Consider the following 23,323-nt stretch of genomic DNA (forward strand, 5'->3'; position numbering starts at 1 on the left):
TTGAAATTAGCAATGATTGGGTTAGGCAAGATGGGAATCAATTTGACTGAGAATTTGATTCGTAATGGAAACGAGGTAGTTGCGTTCGATTTAAACGACGCTGCCAGAAATGATGCCTCAACACTAGGTGCACAAGTAGAACAAACCTTGGAAGACGCTGTTAAACAATTACAAGCTCCACGTATCGTATGGGTAATGTTACCAGCAGGGAATCCTACAAATGAAACAATTGATAAGCTTAGCGAAATTCTTGATCCCAATGATATTGTGATTGATGGTGGCAATTCATTTTTCGAGAATTCATTGAAACATAACCAAATCTTGAAAGATAAACAAATTAAATTCTTTGACGTCGGTACTTCAGGCGGTATGAGTGGTGCTAATCGTGATGGTAACTTCATGATTGGTGGCGACGATGAAAAAACTTTTGAATATATCGAACCAATTTTCAAAGGAATTGCTCAAACAGACGGATACTTGTATACTGGAAAGGCCGGTAGTGGTCATTATCTAAAGATGGTTCACAATGGTATCGAATATGGAATGATGCAAGCAATTGCTGAAGGGTTCGATGTTTTGGCACACAGTCAATTTGATTATGATAATGAAGCTGTTGCTAAAGTTTGGGAACACGGATCAGTTATTCGTGGTTGGTTGATGGAATTGACACAATCAGCATTTTCAAAAGATCCTAATTTGAATGAAATAAAAGGGGTAATGCACTCCTCTGGTGAAGGTAAGTGGACTTTGGAAGAAGCCTTGAAATTACAAGTACCAACACCAGTTATTGCAGCATCGTTGATGATGCGTTACCGTTCTTTGGAAGATGATACCTTTACCGGTAAAGTCGTGGCTGCCTTGAGAAATGAATTTGGTGGACATGATGTCGATAAAAAATAATAATTAAGGAAGCTTGCCGTTGACAAGCTTTTTTTGTTCTTGAGGGTGATTTTTTATGGTGAAGGAAAAAGGTAAAGTGTTTTTGCTTCTCTTAATTGGAGCATTTATCGGTAGTAATCTTCGTTATGCCGAGAGTTTAATTTTTAAAACGAGTGACGGTTTTCCTCTGGGTACGTTAATAGCAAATTTGAGTGGGGCTTTGCTATTACCATTTTTGATTCATTATTTACAGGATCGTTACAACTTGTCCTCACAAGTAGTTTTGACCTTAAGTACAGGTCTATTAGGTTCTTATACAACTTTTTCAACATTTACGGCTGATACTTATCGATTGTATGAGAACGGTCAATGGCAATCCCTACTGATATATTTAACGTTTACACTTGTCGGTGGCTTCTTATTAGCTCTATTAGGTAACTATTGGGCAGCTGGTCAGGCATTTAACGACTATGTAAGGAGTAGACGCAAATGAACTTTTTAATTGTAGGTTTTGGTGCTGCTATTGGTGCCTTTATAAGAAATGAATTAACTTTATTGCAATCCAAGATTCCGGTTGATTTTCCCGTTATAACCTTACTGATTAATATCTTTGGTGCCTTGTTGTTGGGAATATTCACTGCAAAAATTCATAATGGTGCGATATTATTACTACTAGGTACTGGATTTTGTGGTGGTTTTACAACTTTTGGTACCTTCAGTATGGAGTTAAGTCAGTTGTGTTTCCAACACCGTTTGTGGAGATGTCTGTTATACTTTGTTTTAACTTATATTTTCGGTATTTTAGGATTTATCGTTGGAATTCATATTTAGGAGAAATCAAATGCAAATGAAAGAACACGTATGGAATGAAAGTTTTCATCCAGGAATTATTTCTTCCACAAAATTATATTTTCAAGATTTATTTGTAGGTGCTAAAAGAATGAGTCGTAAGGATTTTTGGTGGGGCTTTTTAGGAATGACTATTGTGGCCGGAATCATTATGGGAATTTTAGCTTTTGTAATTACAAAAATGCCAATAACTGATTTCTATTGGAGTTCAATTGTCGGTGTAGCGTTGGCGATAACATTCGGATATTATATGATTTCTATTTTCACAGCCGTTATTAGAAGATTGCATGATAGAAAGATGCATGGCTGGTGGGTATTGTTACCAATAATTCCATTTTTAGGCGATATAGCGTTACTAGTATTGTTATGTTTGTCACAAAAAGATTTGGGAAATTCCTGGCCCAAAAATATTTAACTTGCTTTCAACATAAAAATCAATTCTAATTGGAATTGATTTTTTTTTGTTGCATAATTGTAAAGTAAAAGCGGGAGGACAATTATGTGTGGACGTTATATGTTTCAACCAGATCAGAATCCTGAAATAAAACGAATTTATCAGTTGGCGATCGATGCTGGGTACAATCCTAAGGTTGGTGAAGTTTTTCCAACTGATGAAACGGCGTTGATTATTGCTGGAGAAAAAATGGTAAGAGTCGTCGGCATGAAATGGGGTTTCCCAGGTTTTAAAACGGGACAATCAATTATCAATGCTCGTTCAGAAACGGTTCAACAGAAGCAGATGTTTGCGGACTCTTTTAAAAAACGGCGTTGCGTTTATCCGACAACTGGTTTCTTTGAGTGGAATAAGACAAAACAGAAATATAAATTTAATTTCAGTAATGACCCCGAAACACTTTTCATTGCAGGTTGTTACAATTATTTTGATGGTGTGGCGCAGAGTATTCTTTTTACCACCCAACCGAATGAATCGATGGTCAAAATTCACGATCGAATGCCATTGATCTTAACTAAAAATCAAATTAATGCCTGGATATATAACGATGATTTTGCGCAAAAATTTTTAGATAGTGCGATGCCTCAGTTAATATCGAGAGCAGAAGAATAGGTGCTTTTAATGAATAATAAGATTCAAAAGTTTAATAACAGTGATGAATATTTCCAATGTCCCATTTGTGGTGAAAAATTGGATTTAGTGGGAAATAGTCTGATTTGTGATCAGAATCATACCTTCGATATTTCCAAAAAAGGTTTTGTCGATTTCGTATTAAATAGTAAGCAACAGAAAAATTATGATTTGGAATCATTTGAGAATCGTCACTTGGTTTTGGAACACGGAATGTACGATCATATCGCTGATAAAATTGTTAAATTGGTTCAGAATCTTAATATTCAAAGTACACTCGATGTCGGTTGTGGTGAAGGCTATTATTCAAAGAAGATTGCTGAGTTAGAGAATAAGGATGTCTTTGCTTTTGATATTTCAAAAGACTCAATTCAATTGGCAGCTAAGGGGCCTAATACGCCGGTGGAATGGTTTGTTGGTGATTTAGCTCATTTGCCAATACAAGCTCAAAAAATTGATGGAATCATTGATATCTTTTCTCCTGCCAACTATGGCGAGTTCAGTAGAATTTTAAAACCAGCAGGGTACGTTTTGAAAGTTATTCCTAATGAATATCACGTTCAGGAATTACGTCAGCAAGCTAAGGATCAGTTGAAACAAGAGAAATACTCCAATCAGAAGGTTTTAGATTACTTTGAGGAACATTGTACGTTAGTGGATCAAATTGACGCTACAAAGACGTATAACGTCTCTGGGGAAGAACGAAATGCCTTTATCAATATGACACCGTTATTGTTCAACGTTGATAATAGTTTGATAGATTGGAATCAGGTAAAGCAAATAACAGTTGGATCAACAATTTTAGTTGGACAAATTAAATAAGATAAATATGCTTATATTTCCGTCTTCCAAAAAATTGGGAATGCATTGGAACGCTATGGACACGACTTGAGGCTAATAATTTTACACTTTGTGTAAAATTATGGATCTCCAAGATCGGTCTCATTGTAAGTGGCAAGCCACTAACAATGATTTCATAGTTGAATGCATTCCCAATTTTTTTCCAGACTAAAAAGTATTTTGACTGTCCTGTTTAAGAAGAATTATTTGATCTAATATCCTCTATGTCTAAAAATTTTAAAGTGATTTAATCCAATCCAAATTCCAATGAAAACCAAAATAACCAGTAACTCAAAATCGAGTTACTGGCTATTTGCTTGTTAGATTTTATTTACTGTGTGGTGCTTTGGGATGCAAGATTGATTCCTTATATGGTACGGTCTTGTCGCGTCCAAGGTACATCGTATAATATGGTGGAATATTATTTACGTAGTGTAATAGTTCTTGAGTCACAGCAGGGAGTTGATCCGGAGTTAATTGTGGCAACATATCAGGTGTAATCTTACCCTTGATACCGTTGAAACGTTTAACTCTTTCTAGCAAGTATCTGATGTCGTATCTTGAAGGGTTAACTTCAAGAACATCTTTATCAACATCAAGTAGTTCATAGACGCTTTCTAGACCAGTTCTAACTGAAGTTTCAACGGTGAAGACAACATCGTCATCAACTTCAACGAATTGACCTAAGAAGGCTAGGTTAGTACAGCCATCAGGAACCACTTTAGGACGATCGCCTAATTTACGTGGCATGAATTGACTAGTTGCGTAAGGCATCATAGCTGTTGACATGTAAGTATGTTTTAGAACTTCGTCTTTGATGTCCAACATACCTAGATGATAAAGAAGTTCAGTCATGATTTCGTCACCGGTACAATCCCACATGCGTTTCTTGATGTAATTACCGACGTTTTCGCCGTAGAGACCATAGCCCCAACCAACTTCTTCATCGTCAGCTTGGTAAGGGAAGAATGGTTTGTGGTGAATTTCAAATGACATGTCCCAATTTGAATCTTTGAAAGTCATTAAACCACCAGTACCGGCTTTGCTTCCGGATAACTCTTCAATACGTCTGAAGAATTCAGGATAGCCTTTGACAGTTGGGAAGAAGGAAATCCACTTTGTTTGGTCGATCTGACCTAAGAATTTATCGGGATGTCCAAATTTATCATCCTTCTTGGCTAGATTCTTCCAAATAGTGAAAGTACCCATATCTTCAGTATCAGTATTTGTTTTGGCAACAGTATTATTATCACCGAAGCAACTATTTTCACTGATAGAACCGCTAGTAACGAAGACTAAGTCTTTGTTGCTTACGGGAATAGTGACATCTTGGCCGTTTTGATGAGCAAGAATTGCTTGAACAGTATCATTCTTTGTATCAAGAGTTAGGTCGTAAACAGAGAAATTATTTACAAAGTGAACTCCATGATCAATCAACCATCTTTCAATAGGTAAAATAATTGCGTCATATTCGTTATATTTAGTATGAATGAAACCTTCAAGATATTCGTGACGGTTGATGAAAGTAAATCTTTGCCAATAACGACGACATTCGATGGCACTGTGATAGTGTTTGAAGGCTAGTTGACTGTGGAAGCAAGTCCAGAAATTAGTCTTGAAGAAATCTTTATCGAAGAATTCATCGATTCGTTTATCAGCTAATTCTTCTTCAGTTGAAGAAACAATTTTAACCATAGCGGTAACGTAACGTTGAGGCATCTTGTAATTATGATATTGTCCGTCAATTTCTCCTTGGTTAACGATAACTCTGGCTTCAGTATGAATTGGTTCATCACGGTTAAAATCAACGACATCATCAAGAACAGTTCTGCCTTCATTTTCAAGTGAAGGAATCTTGCCGCAGAGATACCAGAGACATTCCATATAAGGTTCTAGTTCACGTTCGGCACGGCAAAGGTAACCTTCATTACCTTTAGTACCGTCCATAGAACCACCCATAACAGGCTTTTTCTCGTAAATGGTAATGTTACGAGCTGGCATTTTAGCGTCATCAATTAAGAATGCTGCTGTTGCCAATCCGGCGATTCCTCCACCAATGATATTAGATTTGCGGTCATCAATACCGGCTGGTTTATGAGGATGATACATTGTTTTATAAATGTTCATTGTTGTTGCCTTCTTTCGAAAATGTCAAAGGAACTTCGTCCTTGCATTCAAGATAAAATAAACTCCGGGAATGAACAATTGACAAAAAAATAGAAGTGTAAATATTATTTACACTTCCCAATATCTGTAAACTTATTTAGCGTATTTATTCAAAGCTTTTTTAAAATCACCATGAATCAGGACACCAATCTGCTCAACGATTTCTTCAGGATCATCTTTCATATCATCACGAATCCATTCAAAAATTATGGCGATGAAGGCAAGACTATAGAAATGAGCAATAAAATCCTTATGGTTTTGTGAAACGGACATACCTTCAGCCTGTTTTTCGACAATTTGAATGATATATCCGTAAAGGACATCATAGATATATTTTTCCATCAAATCACGATAAATCGAATGGTAAACATTTTGAGCAATGGTTTTGTTCTCTTTGATCTTGATCATGATATTGCAAAAACCTTCTTGCCAATTATCGTAATCAGAAGCTTTGTCCAGATATTTTTTAGCATTTTGACAGGCAGAGTATTCCACCAGTGCATAAATATCGGAGAAATGGTTATAAAAAGTTTGTCTGGTTAAACCACATTCAGAGACAATGTCTTTGACAGTGATTTTATCAACTGATTTGCTTTCTAAAAGATTATTGAGTGAATCAATTAAGACATCTTCGGTACTAATTTGCATGAAATACATCCCCAACTGAATTAATAATATTAATTATATGATTTTTTAATTGTAAAAAGTAGCTGAGTAGTTGGCACTAATGATTGAAAGTTTACAAAAATTGTCTACAGACAAAATCGAACGTATGTTTTACAATGTTAAATAGTAATTTGAGGAGGTAGTCTATGGCGACCAAAATTGGAATTCGACAGTTAGTTGAGTTCGTACTACGTAGTGGTGATTTAATGGAAAATAAAAATAGTCAAAATACGGCTCAAAACGGTTCCCGAATTCACCGTAGACTACAAAAAACACGTTCGAGAAATGCTGACTATGAAAGTGAATTTTATTTAAAGACGGAAGTAACTATGAATGATACTGAGTATGTCATTTCAGGACGTGCTGATGGTATTACGACAACTGATAAGAGTATTTTAATTGAAGAAATCAAAACATCAGATCAACTATTTGATGAATTGAGCGACAATACTTTGGAACTATATTGGGGTCAGGTTAAAGTTTATGGCTACATTATTTTGAAAGAACATCCAGAGTTAGAACATGTTAATTTACGATTGACTTATTTTCAAGTCAGCACCGAGACAATTACGAGTGATGACAAGACTTTTGAGCGTGACGAATTAAATGAATTTTTTCAAAATTTAATAGATGAATACGAATATTGGCTAGTCTTACGAGCTAAATTACGTAAAACCCGTAATCAATCGATTCAACAAATGCCTTTCCCATTTGATAGGTTCCGTGCTGGTCAACATGAATTAGCAGCGGCCGTTTATAAAACTGTTTATTATCAAAAGCGTCTCTTTGTTGAAGCACCAACTGGCACAGGTAAAACAATCTCTACTTTATTTCCAGCTATTAAATCGATGGGAGAAGAAAAGATCCAACGATTGTTTTATTTAACGGCCAAGCAGAGTACTAGACGAGTTGCCGAAGAAACAATAGCTTTGATGTCCAAAAAAGGACTTCAATTGAAGAGTATTACCTTAACTGCCAAAGACAAAATACGTTTTAAGGAACAAGATGTACCACCGGAAAAGGATCCATATATGATTGGTTACTATGACCGATTAAAACCAGCTCTAGCCGATTTATTAACCAACGAAGATGCAATTACCCGTGAGGTTGTGGAAAAGTATGCTAGAAAGCACACAGTTGACCCATTCGAGTTTTCACTGGATGCCTCGTTATTTTGTGATGTCATTATTTGTGATTACAATTATTTATTCGATCCGTTAGTCTATCTACAACGTTTCTTTATCGAAAAGGACACAGATAATTTCTTCCTAATTGATGAAGCCCATAATTTGGTCAGTCGTTCACGTTCAATGTATTCAGCGGAGGTAAGTGATTTTAAGATTTCTTCATTATTGAGAGTGGCTAAAAAGATTGAAACCAAAACCAGTAAGGATTTTCAAAAGCAGTTAAAAAAAGTCCGACGTGTTTTCAATCAAATCAAGAAACAATTACAAACGGATGATTTGGAAGAAAAAATAACTTCAGATGCCCCAGATGAATTGTTAAAAGTTCTAGGTAAGTTTGATGACTTTATGGGTGAATGGATGCAAGATCAGAAACCATCTGATTTTTTAGATAGTGCTAAGGATTATTTCTTTGATTGTCTGACCTTTGTCAAAATTGGAGCGTTGTATAACGATACTTATAAGACACGTATTGTAATTGAAAATAAACATCTTGTCGTTAAACAATTGTGCCTTGACCCAAGTCATTTTATTGATCAATCGTTGGATCTTGGATTGGGAGCAGTGTTGTTCTCCGCCACATTATCACCAATGGACTACTATCAAAGTGTTTTAGGTGGAAGTGATAACAGTTTGGCCTATCAGTTGCCATCACCGTTTCCGATAGATCATCAAGCTATTTTGATAACGCAGTATATTCAGACGACTTATCGACAACGAGAATTCAATCAAGAGAGGATTGTCGAGAGCTTGAAAACTTTAGTCGATAGTAAAAAAGGTAATTATTTATTCTTCTTTCCTTCATATGGGTATTTAGAACAGGTGAAGACTAGTTTTGAAAAAAGTTATCCACATGTTAATACAATTGCCCAGACATCAGAGATGGATAGTATAACTCGACAAGAATTTTTGGATCAATTCGATAATGCCACGGAGGAAACTTTGGTTGGTTTTTGTGTTTTAGGTGGTATTTTCTCTGAAGGAATTGATTTAAGAGGCGATAAATTAATCGGTGTTGCCATCGTCAGTGTCGGTTTACCAGGATTAAGTGCTGAGAATAATTTGATTAGAGATTACTATGATAATAAAAATGGACATGGATTTGAGTATGCATATCAGATGCCAGGGATGAATAATGTTTTACAGGCCGCGGGGCGTTTGATCAGAAGTAGCCATGATAAAGGGATTGTTTTATTGGTAGATCAAAGATTTGGCGGTATGCGCTACACTAGATTTTTTCCACAGCATTGGCAAAATTATCATCGTATTTCATCGTTGCAACAATTAACAGGTACAGTGGATAACTTTTGGAAGGAACAAGATGAAAACTAAGTTAACTAAGGATTTAGAGAGTACGCTTTATCAATATTGTAAAGAACAGGGCTCATACGTTGTTGAAGAAGTTTCGATGCCAGATGATAAAGGTATCGTTGATACTTTGAGTTATCAACAATTGCGGGATGGTCAGATTGAGTGGCGTTGCTATGAATTGAAAGTAACGAAATCTGATTTTCACTCCAAGGCTAAATTGTCTTTTATCGGTAATTACAATTATTTCGTTTTGCCTCAGAAACTATTCGAAGAAGTGGCTGATGAAATTCCCAGTCACATTGGAGTTTTGATCTATCGGGCCTTTGATAAAAAAGCCATGGAAGCTTCGCCTCAGACTCTAGTGGCACCAGGATTCTTGACGGTTGCTAAGAAGGCTCAATTCCAAGAACTACAAGTTGATGAAAAACAACTGACAAGCCATTTTGTGGCCTCATTATTTAGAGAAGTCGATAAGGCTAAGAAAGTGGAGAAGGGATTGCAGTTATATTCTGAGGATAGGCTCTATAAGGAATTGAAGAAACGTCAAAAAGCCGGTTATGATGTCTATAATCCTGATAACAATCTTTATGATCGCTTTATTGAAGAAATACAGAATGATGCTGTAACGGCGTTACAAGATGAACTTGACGCAAGAAATGCGGAATATCAAGAATTGAAATTTCAACTACAAAAATTACAGCAACCGAATTTGGAGGATAAAATATGACCTATTATCCTTATTTTCGTGGTCGAATGTACGATCTACTTGCTTTGAAGGAATTATGTGAAGAGGGTTGGTTTAATTCACAGATTGTTCCAATAATTGAACCGGTTCGTGATTCTAAAGAGCTACAGAAGACAGTCCAAACCTTTATCGATAAAAAACAGTCATTCAGTGTAATTGCTAATCCACAGGTCAGCGTATATGGTTTGAATGATACGAAACTTTATCCACTGCCAGATGTGTACAACTTAGATTTTTATGTGCCGAGTGCAATTTTGGCAGCAGACTTTCGAAGTGACTTCATTGAAACTTTACCCCAGCAAAAATCAATCTTGATTGTTAATAATTATGAGCTGTTTAAAGTTTATCGTGATACTACCGTTTTAAAAAAGGTGGATAAAGTGTTAATTCCCAATGTTGCAAGAATGCATAAGATTATTGGAGCCAAGGCTGCTAGTTTAACTGATCCATTTACTTTTCATCATCATGTGGAGGACTACGATCAATTGGATGATGAATTTTTTGAAGGTCCAGACTGGTATCAACAGGTAGACGGATTCAAGGGCTTCGGTGATTATTCAATGCTAGGTCATATCTATTTTGATAAAGGTATGCCATCACGAGCAATTGCAATTCATATTATCTATGTGACGACGGATGGAAGTTTACGCGTGCATCATTTTGTATCTGACAGTAATGAGTCTATGCGTGGACAAAAGCAAAAATTCTTTGAGGCCATGAATAAATTGGAACCTTGGGTCCATAAAAATATTAATGGGCTTAATTTGACCCCTGCACTAGAAACACTATTAGAATATGGTCATGGAGATAAGTTTCCTGGTCTAGGTGTCATAAAAAAACTTTCAATTAAGCATCATTTGGAATTGATGAGTCGTTTATCTGAATATACTAAAAAATCCAGTAGCTCAATTTGAGTTACTGGATTTGTATTTTGATTTATTTTACCACCAAAGTTTGATAAGTCCTTGAGTACCGTCATTACCCAAATCCTTATCATCAACTAGTGTCTCGTATAATTTCTTAGCCTGCTTAGTAGCAGGAAGGTCAAGTTTCATTTTCTCACTTTCATCGAGTGCAATTCTTAAATCTTTAAGGAAATGTTTGGAATAAAATCCTGGTTTAAAATCGCCATTCAAAATACGGGGTCCATAGTTTTCCAAACTCCAATTGTCACCACTGCCGCCTTCAACGGTTTTCAAAACTGATTGCAGATCGAGACCAGCTGCCTTGGCATAAACAAACATTTCTGTTAGACCGGTCATAGTACCGGCAATCATGATTTGGTTAGCCATTTTAGCATGTTGACCAGCACCGTAAGGTCCGAAGTGGTGATTAGCTTTACCGATAATTTCAAAAATAGGAAGAAGTGTTTGGTAAGCTTCTTTAGAACCACCGACCATAATAGTTAATTTACCATCACGGGCACCAACGTCACCACCAGAGACAGGAGCATCTAAGGCTTGGACACCGATTGCTTCAGCTTTTTCACCAATTTTTTTAGCAAGTGTTGGTGTACTAGTTGTCATATCGACGATAATTTTACCAGCTGATAAACCAGCGAAGATACCGTTGTCTTTGAAGTAGACATCTTCAACATCTTGAGGGAAACCTACCATAGAAAAGATTATGTCGGCACTTTCAGCCACGTCTTTAGGATCAGCGTACCAGTTAGCACCTTGTTTAATTAGAGGTTCAGCTTTTGATTTTGTTCTTGTATAAATATCAACAGCATAGCCTGCTTTTAATAAATTGTTTATAACGCCACTACCCATGACGCCAGTACCAATGAAGCCAATTTTTTGCATTATTATATCCTCCAATCATTGCTTTAATTATAATATATACAAAAAAATTGTCAGTAATGATACATTTGAACTGTTTTATGTATGATGAGGTTTGCTATAATTCATATGATATGAATATATATTTACAGAAAAAGGAGGGGGATTTCATGAAATTTATTAGAGACTATTATAAAAGTATTTTTGCAGCTCTTTTCTATGGAATTACCTCGGCTCTAGGAATTCAGTTATTGCTACAGCCGGCAAAGCTTTATACCAGTGGTGTGACTGGTGCGGCACAGTTAATCGTTAACTTGCTCAATGAATTTGCACAAACAAGTACGCCAGTTTACTTCTGGTATGCCTTATTAAATTTACCATTAGTGATTTTGGCTTGGTTTAAGTTAGGTAAGAAATTTACGATTTTGTCGATTATTTCTATCGTTTCGGCATCGTTATTCATCTTAATTGTTCCATTGCATCCATTGACTAAAGACCCATTATTATCAGCTGTGTTTGGTGGTATTTTATCTGGATCAGGTATTGGACTTTGCTTCCGTTATGGATTTTCAACTGGTGGAACAGATATTATTGCTTTGATCGTGCAAAGAAGTACTGGTAGAACTGTTGGACAAGTCAGCTTTGCAGTTAATGCGATTATTATTACGATTGCTGGTTTTACGTTCGGCTGGGAACTAGCATTATATACAATCATTTCAATTTATATTACCAATATGGTAATTGACAAAATGTATATTCAACAACAAAAGATTACCGTTACAGTTTACACACATAAAATTGATCAGATTTCTCAAGAATTACTCAAATCACTCAATCGTGGTTTGACGCTGGATTATCACTTGAAGGGTGCTTATTCTGGTGAAGAAATTGGTTCTATCACAATGGTTCTAACGAAGTATCAATTATTCTTCGCAAAGAAAATTATTTTGGACGTTGATCCCAATGCATTTATTAATATCCAACCTACAATGTCTATTGCTGGTAAGTTCAACGACAATTAATACACTAAATCAAATTAGAAAATAAATTTAAGCATGAATTGATATCATAAATTTCCTCAAAGATAATATACTGAAACCAACGATTCATGAGGAGATTTTAGATTATGAAAACAATTATTTATACTCATCCGAATGCTAGTAGTTTCAATCATGAGATTCTAAATACATTGTCGAATTATTTTTGCCGAAATGATGAAGAATTTGAAGTGATTGACTTGTATGCGGACAAATTCAATCCAATTCTCTCTGCGGAAGGCTTGAAAACATACAGTCAAGGGCAAACTAGTGATGAACTGGTGAAAAAATATCAACGTCGGATAAATAATTCTAATGAACTGATTTTTATTTTTCCTATTTGGTGGCATAATGTACCAGCCATGTTAAAGGGATTTTTCGACCGTGTCATGTTGAATGGCTTTGCCTATGATGAAAGTAATGGTTGGAAGGGGTTATTAACGCAGATAGAGAAAGTCACAGTTGTAACTACTTCAACCACAACAAAGGATTATTTGATAAATAATTGTGGTGATCCAATTCAATCAGTTTTTATTAAGCGGACACTAGCCGATATTGGACTAAATCCTAAGAATACGACTTGGATTCACTTTGGTCAGGTTAATGTAACAACTGATGAGAATCGTCAAAAGTTTTTGATTAATTTAATTGAAGAATACGAAGATGCAAATTCATAAATTGAATTTGCACTTTTTTGTACCCAAACTACTATAATTTAATTTTAAAATTATGCTTAATTATTAAACTAAATAAAAATTAAAAAGTATAACGAATAAACTTTTTTAGAAATTAATGAATGATAAACCTAGATATTAACGGAATTTGGTTTAATATATTAATTATATTAAGGGATATTAATGAGGACGTTTTACTAATGCAAAAAAAAATTAACATATTGGGGATAGTGCAGTTTATATTCATTATTGCATCGGCCTTTTTGGTCGGTTTTATTTTGAATTACGCTCAAACGGGCGATATTGTCTTTTCCAAGCAAATTGTTTTTCAATCGAATCTAAATACTTACTTATTGACGGTGTTGATCTTGTTTTTCATCTATTTAGGTTTGTATGGTTTATGTAACCGCTTCTTCTATGCATCGGCCATCTTCTACGTGTTTTTTGCTATTTACGCAGTTGCTGATCGTTTAAAAGTTAATTATCGTTCAGAACCGATTTTACCTAGTGATTTGAGTCTTTTGAAGAATGTCAAAGGTCTCTTATCGATGGTTACGCCAAAGATAGTTATCTTCATGGTGATTCTATTAATAATCTTGATAGCAGCCGCTATCTTGTTAGAACACTTCTTAGGCAAGCATACGTTGCGTTTCAATTATATTGTCAGATTGATTTTTATTGCTTTAGCAGCTATCAGTATTGGTAGTTTCTATACAGCTAGTGACAATAATTCATTCACTTACAAAGTTCTAGCTAAGGCTGGTTATACTAACTATGCTTCTAACATCAACCAATCAGCTAACAGCAATGGACCAATGTTGACTTTCTTGGGTAACATGTATGTTGATGTAATGGATAAGCCTAAAGGCTATAGCAAGCAAAAGATGGAAAAACTAGTTAAAAAATATCAAGGTGTTGCGGACGATATTAACCAAGATCGTTCTAATAATAATTTGAGTAAGCAAACTTTGATCTTTGTTTTGAGTGAGAGTTTCTCGAATCCAAATCGAGTTCCTGGTGTGAAACTCAATCAAGATCCAATTCCTAACATTGAGAAAATCAAAGAGAATACCACTTCTGGTTTAATGATGAGTTCTGGCTATGGTGGGGGAACGGCCAACATGGAATACATGACTTTAACAGGTCTAGCCATGAACCAATTCTCGGATTCTTTGCAATCACCTTATACGCAGCTGGTTAATAAGCAAGAAAATCCAATCAACATTTCCAATAGTTTTAAGACGAGTGCTGCTATTCATCCATTCCATGGTAATTTCTATAATCGTAATTCAGTTTATAAGAATTTTGGAATTCAATCGTTTAGAAATCTTGATACTGCTAAAACAGAGCCTTTGAAGTATGCTGACACATTGCCAGAAATGGAATATGTCAGTGATGAGTCAGCTTATAAAGATACTTTGTGGCAGATTAATCAGGCTAAAGGTGGACAATTCATTAATTTAGTTACAATGCAAAACCACATGCCTTATACCAACAATTACACTAACAATCCCTTCAAGGCTAGTGGTTCTGGTGTTACTGATAGTTCACGTACACAAATCGAGAACTTTGCCAAAAGCATTAATACGACTGACAATTCAACTAAAGAATTTTTAGCAGAGTTGGATAAAGTAAATAAACCAATTACGGTTGTTTGGTATGGTGATCATTTACCAGGTATTTATGATGGCGTTGATATTTATAAATACAATGTTGAAGAACATCAAACAGACTACTTTGTTTACAGTAATAAGTATGCTAGAGATCATGGTGAGGGTACAACTAAGTTAGATGATGCTACCAAAGTAACTGATCCTAATGGATTCATTCCACTAGCTTTGGAACAAATGGATCAGAAGGTAACGCCTTACTATGCATTGTTAACAAAGGTTCAACAAGATGCTCCAGCTATGGCTAAGAGTATTGATGAAGGTACTAATAATTTGTATGTAAATCAAGATAGTAAGAGTGTTGATAAATTAACTAAGAAGCAACAAAAGATTATTGATGATTATCGAATGGTTCAGTATGATTTGACTGCTGGTAAGGGTTATTCTCGAAATGTTATTAATAAGTAGTTTTTAGAAAGGGGAAGCTTTTGGAGCTTCTCTTTTTTTGTTGGGGGGTTCTCTTTAGTAAGATAACCATGGTTCTATGCAATATAGTGGAAACGAGCTACGCAGGGGCAGTCTCCTGTGGTTTGCTACAGAACTGAAATCATCCGCAAGTTCAGCGGCTAATTCCAATTCTTAGGCAAATCCTCAGAGCCTGAGCGCCCCTGCTTTGCTCTCTATTGAAACGAGCTACGCAGGGGGAGTCTCCTGTGGTTTGCTACAGAACTGAAATCATCCGCAAGTTCAGCGGCTAATTCCAATTCTTAGGCAAATCCTCAGAGCCTGAGCGCCCCTGCTTTGCTCTCTATTGAAACGAGCTACGCAGGGGGAGTCTCCTGTGGTTTGCTACAGTACTGAAATTGCCCGTATAGTGCACGGTCGATTCCAGTACTTAGGCAAATCCTCGTGGGTTGAGCACCCTTGCTTCGCTCTCTTTTTTTTGACTGGAAACACTTTCATTCAAATAGACCCCAAAATCAGGAGTACACTTAGAATATTGACTTACAAAAATGGGGATGAAATTAAGTTTTGAATTTAAAGAGTTTCTTTTATATATTGATACCAACTTTTCTTTTCAGTTCTATGGAAATTGCCTTGAAGATTGCCGGTGGGCAATTTAATCCAATTGAATTGAACTTTGTCAGATTCTTGATTGGTGGTTTGGCTCTTTTGCCTTTCACTATGATGTACATTAGAAAGCACAGTGTCAGATTATCTAGATCTGATTTTGGACGTATTGCTCTAACTGGTTTTGTTATTGTGGTTTTGAGTATGACGTTGTATCAATTATCTATCGGGATGGCTACTGCTTCTGTTATCGCTATTATGTTGAGTGCTAATCCTATCTTTGGTTTGATTATTGGTTTCGTGTTCTTAAAAGAAAAATTATCTAGAACTAATGTCTTGGCTCTAGTTTTGACTTTGATCGGTCTTTTGATCATTATTAATCCATTCCACTTGAGTGGTGCTATGGGTATCATGTTAGGATTGCTTTCATCAATTCTTTTCGGTGTTTACGGTGTTATGTCACGTGTTAATGGTGGCAAAATTGGTTTAAATGGTCTTTCAATGACTTGCTTATCATTCTTATTTGGTTCAGCTGAATTGGGTGTTTTGATGGGTCTAAGTCACTTACCAATTGCTCAAAATATTCCAAATAACTATTCTGAATTTGTTAATATTCCTTTCTTCAAGGGAATTACTTTACAAACACTACCGTTGATTCTTTACATTTCTGTTTTGGTTACTGGTGTAGCTTTTGGATTGTACTTCCTTTCAATGGAAAAAGTTGGTATTCTTCAAGCTTCATTGATTTTCTTAGTCAAACCAGCTTTGGCTCCTGTTCTAGCATTGATTGTTTTAGGCGAGGCTATGAAGGTTAACACTATTATTGGTATTGTCGTTATCTTACTTGGTTCATTCGTTACTCTTATGGGTGAAAAGATTGCTTACAAGGTTATGGCTATTTTCAGACGTAATAATCCTGAAGCACACCAAGAAGTCGATGAATTGGCTAAGGTTAAAGAAGAACTTGAAAATGGTGAACTTGCTAAACGTGGACGTGCTACTGAAGAAGCAGTTCGTCAATCAATTGAAGAAAAACGTCAAGCACATGAATTACCATCTGAAAATTAAAATACTTATTTATTAAAAATAAGATTACGAATTAGACGTAATCTTATTTTTTTGGCATAATTGAGCTATTATAAAGGTAACGGTTTCAAAAATAGTGAGGTGAACGTATGACTGATTTAGTAAAGATTGGTAACACGGATGTAGTAAGTAAAAAATTAGGCTTGGGGACAAATAAAGTCGGTGGCCATAATATTTTTACTGGTTTAAAAGATGAAGACGGTTATGCGGTAGTTAAAGAAGCTATTGAAAGTGGAATCACTACTTTGGATACAGCCTACATGTACGGTTTAGGGCGTTCAGAGGAAATTATCGGTGATGTCATTCAAGATTATGACCGCAGTAAATTGGTTATCGCTACAAAGGCGGCTCAAGATTCTAGTAATAATAAAGTTGATAATAGTCCAGAATTCTTGAAGAAGTCTGTCGATGAAGCATTAAAACGATTAAAAACAGACTATATTGATATTTTTTATATTCATTTTCCAGATGAAAAGACACCTAAGGATCAAGCCGTAAGAGCTTTGAATGAACTCAAAAAGAGTGGCAAAATCAGAGCTATTGGTGTTTCTAATTTTTCATTGGATCAAATCAAAGAAGCCAATAAGGATGGTTACGTTGATATTGTTGAGGATAATTACAGCTTGTTACATCGTGATGCTGAAAAAGAATTATTCCCATATTTGAAGGAAAACAAAATTTCCTTTGTTCCATATTTCCCACTAGCGTCGGGCTTATTGACTGGGAAATATAGATTCAGCGACAGCGATAAGTTTAGTCAATACAGTCGTGAAAAATTTGGTGATATTATCACTTCATTGGAGATTGTGGAGAAGATTGCGGACAGATATGAAGCAACCGTCGCCCAAGTTATTTTAGCTTGGTACATGCAAAACCCTAATATTTCGATCGTAATTCCAGGAGCTAGAAAACCGGAACAAGTTGATCAAAACGTTAAGTCATTAGATATCAAACTGAGTGATAAAGATTATCACATGATTGACGAAGCTTTTATGGATGTTGAATAGCTTTGAATTAATTGAAAGAGGGATAAATTATGACTAAGAAAGCAGTTATTTTAGGAGCAAATGGATTTGCAGGTAAGGAGTTTGCCCAACAACTTTTGGAAGACGATTATACAGTTACAAGTATTTCTAGAACTGGAGAACCAGTTGGTAATGACTCATGGCACAGCAAGGTTGATTGGAAGATTGGGAATGCTTTATCTAAAGGATTTTGGACACAATATTTGAAAGATGCCGATGTTGTTATTGATACAATCGGTGAGTGGCATGAAGATCCTAACGAGAACCTTACTTTTGAAAAAGTTAACTATGAGAGTGCTTTGAATATCGCCGATGCCGCAGAAGAAAACAATGTTCCTGTCTTTGTTTACTTCTCAGTTGATGACATTCCTAATGCCAATAAGAGATACATCCAAACAAAACGTGATGCCGAAGACGATTTAAAGAAACGCAATTTCAGAAGTGTTATCTTGAGACCAGCAACAATGGTATCTGATGAAGAAGCCGTTGATAGCAACGAACCACACAGAAGTCTACCTGTCAGCATGGTTGTTTTGGCAGCTCTTGATGCTGTTGATAATGCTAAAGAGAACGTTACTTTAGGTGTTGAAGATATCGATCAATAATAAATTTAAATGCCAACAAGCAAATCAAATAGATTTGCTTGTTTTTTTATCCTTAAAAATCAACATCTTAACAACCAATTTTGACCACTTATCGAAAAATTAAACCATGATAAAAAAGTCCTGGCTATAATGACTTCACTCAACAAAGGAGGTCAAAATTATGTTTTTACAAGTTCAAAATCTTACTAAAAAATTCAATCATAAAACGGTTGTTAAGAATATTAATTTATCAATCAAAAAAGGAGATTTAGTAGCCTTCTTGGGACCTAATGGGGCAGGAAAATCGACTACGATCAATATGTTGATTGGAATTATTCAACCAACTGAAGGGCGGATATCTTTAAACGGATTTACTCCTCAAGAGAAGGTATATCGTCAAAAGATTGGTGTTGTTTTTCAAGAGAGCATTTTAGATGATGATTTGACAGTCAGACAAAATTTAATGATCCGTCGGGGTTTGTATCCACATTTAAGTCGTAATCTCGATTATTGGATTGAAAAATTTGCGCTACAAAAAATTATTGATCAGAAATATCGAACTTTGTCTGGAGGTCAGAAGCGACGAGTCGATATTGTACGTGCATTACTGCATGAACCAGAGGTTTTATTTCTTGATGAGCCAACAACAGGTTTGGATATTCAAACGCGAGAATTAATCTGGCAGGTTCTTAATGAATTACGTCGAGAAATGAATTTGACCATAATTTTGACAACACATTATCTAGAAGAAGCCGAGGAAGCAGATTTTGTTTATGTAATTGATCATGGTGAAATTATTGCATCGGATTCTGTGGAGAATTTGAAATGTAAATATGCTCAGAATCGTTTAACAATGAAGGTTAGATCAAAGAATGTTCAATTACCAGGAAAATATCAATACCAGTGGGATGGAAATAAAATTTCTATATCCGTATCAACATCGGATTGCTTAGAAATTCTGAGTCAGTTATCTGATCAAATAGTCAGTTTTGATTATCGACAAGGCAATATGGATGATATCTTTTTGAATCTGACAGGGAGAGAGGTCGAATAGGATGAAAAGTTTAATTGAGCGTAATTTAAGATTGTTCTTCTCTAGTAAAGGTAAAGTTTTCTTCTCGTTATTGGGAGCATTGATTTCATTTGTACTCTATTTAATTTTTTTAAGACAGAATATGCAAGAAAGTTGGTCAGCAATTAAAGATTCAAAAAGAATATTAGATTATTGGTTGATAGGTGGAACTTTGACAGTCACGGCAATAACCACTACCGGAGGTGCGATGAACAATTTAGTTAGTGACCGTGAAAGTAATCGATTAGCTGATTTAGTTTTAACTGATACCTCCTACACTAAAATTACGTTATCCTATCTATTAAGTGCTTGGATAATTGGTTTTATTATGCAAGGTTTTATGTACGCCATCATGCAAGTTTATTTCATGATTCAGGACAAGATAAGTTTTGATGGAATAGTTTTTCTAAAGTTATTAGGATTGATGATTTTAAGTAGTTTGTTGTGGTCGGCAATCAATCTCTTGATTTTTACTTTTGTGAAGACCTCTGATACCTTTGGAAAAATCAATACGATTATTGGAACTGCAGCCGGATTCTTTGCGGGAGTTTATTTTCCTATCGGAGCCATGCCTACTTTTGCTAAATCGTTGATTAAATTAACACCAGCTCCATATAATGCTGCAATTTATCGACAGGTAATGATGAATAAAGAACTGAATCATGCATTAAAAGGATTACCTGTGGATAAAATTTTGAATTTCAAAAAATCAATGGGAATCATCATTGGCAAAGGATTTTCCACGGAGACATTTAACATGGGAATAACTTTTGTAATTGTGATTGTCCTAATTCTTGGATTTTACCGATATAATAAAAATGTAGTTCTAAATAAAGTTTAATTAGGAAAACTCATGAAAATAGAAATTAATTATCAACAAAAAGATGACATGCCGGTGGACAAAGCTAAAGTAACTGTTGAGGCACAAAGTTTTTCTGGTGACGTCCAAAATTTGATGAAAACAATTGATAATTTGGATAATCATACTGATGTCGTACCATTAGCGGTAGATGATCGTGTTGTTATGATTCAATTAGATGAGATTATCGCGATTGAAGTATACAAAAATGAATTAACGGTTTATACACAAATAAAGGCGTATAAATTAAGAGGAAAATTGAAAGAAATGTATCAACGTCTGAATAATGGTGACTTTATCCAGATTTCTAAAAGCGCCGTGATAAATCTGAATCATTTGAGTTCATTGGAAGCGTCGTTTTCGGGTAATATGCTAGCTTTTATGGATAATGATGAAAAATTAACCGTTAGTCGTAAATATTTAACACAATTAAAAGAAAGCTTGGGGATGTAAGATGATAAGAAAACTTTTCCGTTATGGCTTGATTGGAATTCTGATTGGATCGTTAACCTATTTAGCAATTCTTATTATGCAGGGCACAACCACAGTTACACCTCAAAATATTATCAGTATTTGGATTATGAGTCTTTTTATCGGTTGGATATCGATGATATTTGAATATGATTTAAATATTTTATTAGAAATAGTGATTCATTTTGTTGTCACTTTGGCTTTAGTAATAGCAATGACTTCTTACAATGGGTGGCTTAGTGTTTTATCCAAACACAGTTGGAACAATCTGTTTACGTTTGTTATTATTTATCTCTTTATTTGGTTGGGAATATATCTCAATCAAATGGTTGCTGCCAAGAAATTAACTAAGTTAGTAAAAATACGTAATAAAAAAAACGACCTCCATTAGGTGTTCAAGATAGATCTTTTACTTGAATCTCTTAATAGAGGTCGTTTTTTTTTACAAAATTACGTATTAAACATACTTAGCTTCAAGTCATGCCCATAGCGTTCCAACACATTTCCAATTCTTGCGGAAGACGGGATTCACACCTTAACCAAGTTTGAGTAAGAACAGCCAAGTTAGTCGCATAATTTAAGCCTTTCAAACTACTTATTTACTTTCTTCAGTTTACCATCTTCAATTTGCCAAATGGAATCAACTAAATCAAGAACACGTTCGTCGTGTGTCACCATCACGGCGGCTTTATCTTGTTGGTGAACAGTTTCTTGAATAATCTGAACGACTTCACGACCACGTTTTGAATCCAAGCTGGCTGTAGGTTCGTCAGCTAAGATCAAATCGGGTTGATTGATAAAAGCTCTAGCGATAGCGACACGTTGTTTTTCACCGCCAGAAAGAGCATTGGGATAACTGTTTAAACGATGTCCCAATCCTAATTGCTTGAGAATAGCGATGGCATCAGTTGGTTTCTTGTTAGAAATTTTTTGGATGAATTGTAGTTGTTCAGAAATCTTTAAATAAGGAATCAAATCAGAATTTTGGAAAATAAAACCGATCTCATTTAAACGAAGTTGAGTCTGTTGTTTTTTGGAAAAGTGACTGATATCTTGATTATTCAGCAAAACAGTTCCAGAACTAGGCGAAAGCAGGGCACCCATAATTGTGAGTAAAGTACTTTTACCAGCACCACTAGGTCCAATAATGGCAGCAAATTCGCCTTTTTCGACGTGGAAGGAGATGTCTTTCAAAACTTCATTGATGTTTTCTCCATCGGGATAATTTTTGATAATATTTTTCAATTCTAAAACTGACATTAATTGTTACCTCCGATAGTGTTGATAGGATCGACTTTGACAACTTTGATGAGTGAGAGAAGCGCACTTAAAAGTGCAATGATGAGAAATAGTAGTCCGGTTCCTAAAAGTGTTGTCAAACTAAGACTAAATGGCATTGAGGCAGGCATTTTCAGTTGAATCAGATAAGTTACTAAAAATGAGACAAGAATTCCACTTACAGACAATAGTCCCATTTCAGATAGGACGTGTCTGACTAAGTAGCCAGTATTCGTACCCAAAGCCTTGAGGGTTCCGAAATCGCTGAGTTTTTGTAAATTGATAATGTAGAAGAAAACAGCGAGAACGAATAATGAAATGAGATATAGGAAACCAATCATTAAATAAAGTGAACTTTGTTCAGCCGAATAACCAGGGATATTGTTAATTAAAGTTTGCTTGCTGATAACTTGGTAACCAGATTTCTTAGTTAGATTGTTCTTTAAAGCAATAGCGTTGAAACTATTGGAGTCGGGTAGAATATTTTTGGCCTGCTGATTGTTTAAATAAATAACAGGTGAATGTGAGTAAGATTCAGTATTGGTGAAGCCAGCAATTTTAAAAGTTTTACCACTGTTTGAGTCTTTGAAACTGTCACCGACTTTGTAACCGTCAGATTCTAGTTTACGACTGACATAAACCTGATTGCCGTCAGTCTTTTTAACAGTTTTAGGAGTAAGAAAACTGTCCTGATTTATGACGAAGTAGGCAATATCTGTTTTCTTGCTAGCATTATTTTTTCTTTGGATAGTCATTTGAGCGACACTTAATTTTGTAGCGTCGTTATGATATTTGTTTTGAAACTTTTGCCAATCCTTCTTTGATAGATTGGAACGATTGAGTCGAGCTTGTGATCCTTTTTGAAGAATAAATGTTTCGGCAGGGGTCTCTTTGATGGCTGAACCACTGTCATTGGCCAGACCATTAGCTAATCCAGTGATGAATAGGACTAAAAAGACAATCAAAAAGATGATTAATCCTAAGGCACTGAATTTCCATTTGTCGTGTCTGAGTTCCCTTAAAGTTAAATACATGTTTGTACCTCCTTGAC

The 23,323-nt window shown here is 35.4% G+C and carries 24 protein-coding genes; 19 read left to right on the forward strand and 5 right to left on the reverse strand.

Annotation, left to right across the window (positions count from 1 at the left end; all coding sequences use genetic code 11):
- The 6 genes from gnd to LKACC16343_RS03330 all read left to right on the forward strand — a co-directional run bounded on the left by gnd (window position 1) and on the right by LKACC16343_RS03330 (window position 3,634).
- Window positions 1-900 carry a phosphogluconate dehydrogenase (NAD(+)-dependent, decarboxylating) gene (gene gnd, locus LKACC16343_RS03305; RefSeq protein WP_056954152.1) on the forward strand — a complete coding sequence of 300 codons (900 nt, stop codon included), beginning with the start codon at window positions 1-3 and terminating at the stop codon, window positions 898-900.
- A gap of 55 nt (window positions 901-955) precedes the next feature.
- Window positions 956-1,372 (forward strand): fluoride efflux transporter FluC, encoded by a 417-nt coding sequence (locus LKACC16343_RS03310; protein ID WP_234032619.1) that lies wholly within the window; start codon window positions 956-958, stop codon window positions 1,370-1,372.
- The gene (locus LKACC16343_RS03315) at window positions 1,369-1,710 is read left to right on the forward strand and encodes a fluoride efflux transporter FluC (RefSeq protein ID WP_056954154.1); all 342 of its coding nucleotides are present in this window, start codon (window positions 1,369-1,371) and stop codon (window positions 1,708-1,710) included. The genes LKACC16343_RS03310 and LKACC16343_RS03315 overlap by 4 nt, the downstream gene beginning before the upstream one ends.
- A 10-nt stretch (window positions 1,711-1,720) precedes the next feature.
- The gene (locus LKACC16343_RS03320) at window positions 1,721-2,143 is read left to right on the forward strand and encodes a DUF805 domain-containing protein (RefSeq protein WP_056954156.1); all 423 of its coding nucleotides are present in this window, start codon (window positions 1,721-1,723) and stop codon (window positions 2,141-2,143) included.
- 84 nt (window positions 2,144-2,227) lie between these two features.
- Window positions 2,228-2,794, forward strand: coding sequence for an SOS response-associated peptidase family protein (locus tag LKACC16343_RS03325; RefSeq protein ID WP_056954158.1), 567 nt, complete (start codon window positions 2,228-2,230; stop codon window positions 2,792-2,794).
- 9 nt (window positions 2,795-2,803) lie between these two features.
- Window positions 2,804-3,634: a methyltransferase domain-containing protein gene (locus tag LKACC16343_RS03330; protein WP_056954160.1), complete on the forward strand. Its 831-nt coding sequence runs from the start codon at window positions 2,804-2,806 to the stop codon at window positions 3,632-3,634.
- Window positions 3,635-3,979: 345 nt separating this feature from the next.
- On the opposite strand, the gene LKACC16343_RS03335 is transcribed toward LKACC16343_RS03330, so the two are convergent.
- Both LKACC16343_RS03335 and LKACC16343_RS03340 read right to left on the reverse strand, forming a co-directional pair.
- Window positions 3,980-5,779 (reverse strand): oleate hydratase, encoded by a 1,800-nt coding sequence (locus LKACC16343_RS03335; RefSeq protein WP_056954162.1) that lies wholly within the window; start codon window positions 5,777-5,779, stop codon window positions 3,980-3,982.
- A gap of 132 nt (window positions 5,780-5,911) precedes the next feature.
- Window positions 5,912-6,466, reverse strand: a complete 555-nt coding sequence (locus LKACC16343_RS03340) for a TetR/AcrR family transcriptional regulator (protein WP_056954164.1) — start codon at window positions 6,464-6,466, stop codon at window positions 5,912-5,914.
- A 164-nt stretch (window positions 6,467-6,630) separates the two neighbouring features.
- Here LKACC16343_RS03340 and LKACC16343_RS03345 point away from each other — a divergent pair, with 164 nt between their 5' ends.
- Genes LKACC16343_RS03345 through LKACC16343_RS03355 form a run of 3 tightly spaced genes read left to right on the forward strand, consistent with a single transcriptional unit; the run spans window position 6,631 to window position 10,638 of the window.
- Window positions 6,631-9,000 carry an ATP-dependent DNA helicase gene (locus LKACC16343_RS03345; protein ID WP_056954166.1) on the forward strand — a complete coding sequence of 790 codons (2,370 nt, stop codon included), beginning with the start codon at window positions 6,631-6,633 and terminating at the stop codon, window positions 8,998-9,000.
- Window positions 8,990-9,706, forward strand: a complete 717-nt coding sequence (locus LKACC16343_RS03350) for a hypothetical protein (protein ID WP_056954168.1) — start codon at window positions 8,990-8,992, stop codon at window positions 9,704-9,706. Before LKACC16343_RS03345 ends, LKACC16343_RS03350 begins: the two co-directional genes overlap by 11 nt.
- Window positions 9,703-10,638, forward strand: coding sequence for a sce7725 family protein (locus tag LKACC16343_RS03355; protein WP_087721257.1), 936 nt, complete (start codon window positions 9,703-9,705; stop codon window positions 10,636-10,638). Before LKACC16343_RS03350 ends, LKACC16343_RS03355 begins: the two co-directional genes overlap by 4 nt.
- A 27-nt stretch (window positions 10,639-10,665) precedes the next feature.
- Here LKACC16343_RS03355 and LKACC16343_RS03360 read toward each other — a convergent pair whose 3' ends face one another.
- Window positions 10,666-11,529: an NAD(P)-dependent oxidoreductase gene (locus tag LKACC16343_RS03360; RefSeq protein ID WP_056954169.1), complete on the reverse strand. Its 864-nt coding sequence runs from the start codon at window positions 11,527-11,529 to the stop codon at window positions 10,666-10,668.
- A gap of 146 nt (window positions 11,530-11,675) precedes the next feature.
- On the opposite strand from LKACC16343_RS03360, the gene LKACC16343_RS03365 reads away from it, so the two are divergent.
- From LKACC16343_RS03365 to LKACC16343_RS03415, 10 genes are all read left to right on the forward strand, one after another.
- Window positions 11,676-12,527 carry a YitT family protein gene (locus LKACC16343_RS03365; RefSeq protein WP_056954172.1) on the forward strand — a complete coding sequence of 284 codons (852 nt, stop codon included), beginning with the start codon at window positions 11,676-11,678 and terminating at the stop codon, window positions 12,525-12,527.
- Between the two features lie 104 nt (window positions 12,528-12,631).
- Window positions 12,632-13,219, forward strand: coding sequence for an NAD(P)H-dependent oxidoreductase (locus LKACC16343_RS03370; RefSeq protein WP_056954174.1), 588 nt, complete (start codon window positions 12,632-12,634; stop codon window positions 13,217-13,219).
- A 197-nt stretch (window positions 13,220-13,416) separates the two neighbouring features.
- The gene (locus LKACC16343_RS03375) at window positions 13,417-15,294 is read left to right on the forward strand and encodes an LTA synthase family protein (protein ID WP_056954176.1); all 1,878 of its coding nucleotides are present in this window, start codon (window positions 13,417-13,419) and stop codon (window positions 15,292-15,294) included.
- A gap of 564 nt (window positions 15,295-15,858) precedes the next feature.
- Entirely contained in the window at window positions 15,859-16,965 is a 1,107-nt protein-coding gene (locus tag LKACC16343_RS03385; protein ID WP_056954180.1) for a DMT family transporter, read from the forward strand.
- A gap of 107 nt (window positions 16,966-17,072) precedes the next feature.
- Window positions 17,073-17,990, forward strand: coding sequence for an aldo/keto reductase (locus tag LKACC16343_RS03390; protein ID WP_056954182.1), 918 nt, complete (start codon window positions 17,073-17,075; stop codon window positions 17,988-17,990).
- A 29-nt stretch (window positions 17,991-18,019) separates the two neighbouring features.
- A complete protein-coding gene (locus tag LKACC16343_RS03395) occupies window positions 18,020-18,613 on the forward strand; it encodes an NAD-dependent epimerase/dehydratase family protein (protein ID WP_056954184.1) in 594 nt (197 codons plus the stop codon).
- A gap of 157 nt (window positions 18,614-18,770) precedes the next feature.
- Window positions 18,771-19,646: an ABC transporter ATP-binding protein gene (locus LKACC16343_RS03400; protein WP_087721258.1), complete on the forward strand. Its 876-nt coding sequence runs from the start codon at window positions 18,771-18,773 to the stop codon at window positions 19,644-19,646.
- A 1-nt stretch (window position 19,647) separates the two neighbouring features.
- Window positions 19,648-20,505: an ABC transporter permease gene (locus LKACC16343_RS03405; RefSeq protein ID WP_056954188.1), complete on the forward strand. Its 858-nt coding sequence runs from the start codon at window positions 19,648-19,650 to the stop codon at window positions 20,503-20,505.
- A 12-nt stretch (window positions 20,506-20,517) separates the two neighbouring features.
- Complete coding sequence (locus LKACC16343_RS03410) at window positions 20,518-20,976, forward strand: LytTR family DNA-binding domain-containing protein (protein ID WP_056954190.1); 459 nt, start codon at window positions 20,518-20,520, stop codon at window positions 20,974-20,976.
- Between the two features lies 1 nt (window position 20,977).
- Complete coding sequence (locus LKACC16343_RS03415) at window positions 20,978-21,385, forward strand: DUF3021 domain-containing protein (protein WP_056954192.1); 408 nt, start codon at window positions 20,978-20,980, stop codon at window positions 21,383-21,385.
- Between the two features lie 200 nt (window positions 21,386-21,585).
- Here the strand turns inward: LKACC16343_RS03415 and LKACC16343_RS03420 are convergent, their stop codons facing one another.
- Entirely contained in the window at window positions 21,586-22,254 is a 669-nt protein-coding gene (locus LKACC16343_RS03420) for an ABC transporter ATP-binding protein (protein ID WP_056954194.1), read from the reverse strand.
- Window positions 22,254-23,306 (reverse strand): ABC transporter permease, encoded by a 1,053-nt coding sequence (locus LKACC16343_RS03425; RefSeq protein WP_056954196.1) that lies wholly within the window; start codon window positions 23,304-23,306, stop codon window positions 22,254-22,256. Before LKACC16343_RS03425 ends, LKACC16343_RS03420 begins: the two co-directional genes overlap by 1 nt.
- Window positions 23,307-23,323 lie beyond the last annotated feature (17 nt).

It is taken from the genome of Companilactobacillus bobalius, from assembly GCF_002179915.1.
Classification (GTDB): domain Bacteria; phylum Bacillota; class Bacilli; order Lactobacillales; family Lactobacillaceae; genus Companilactobacillus; species Companilactobacillus bobalius.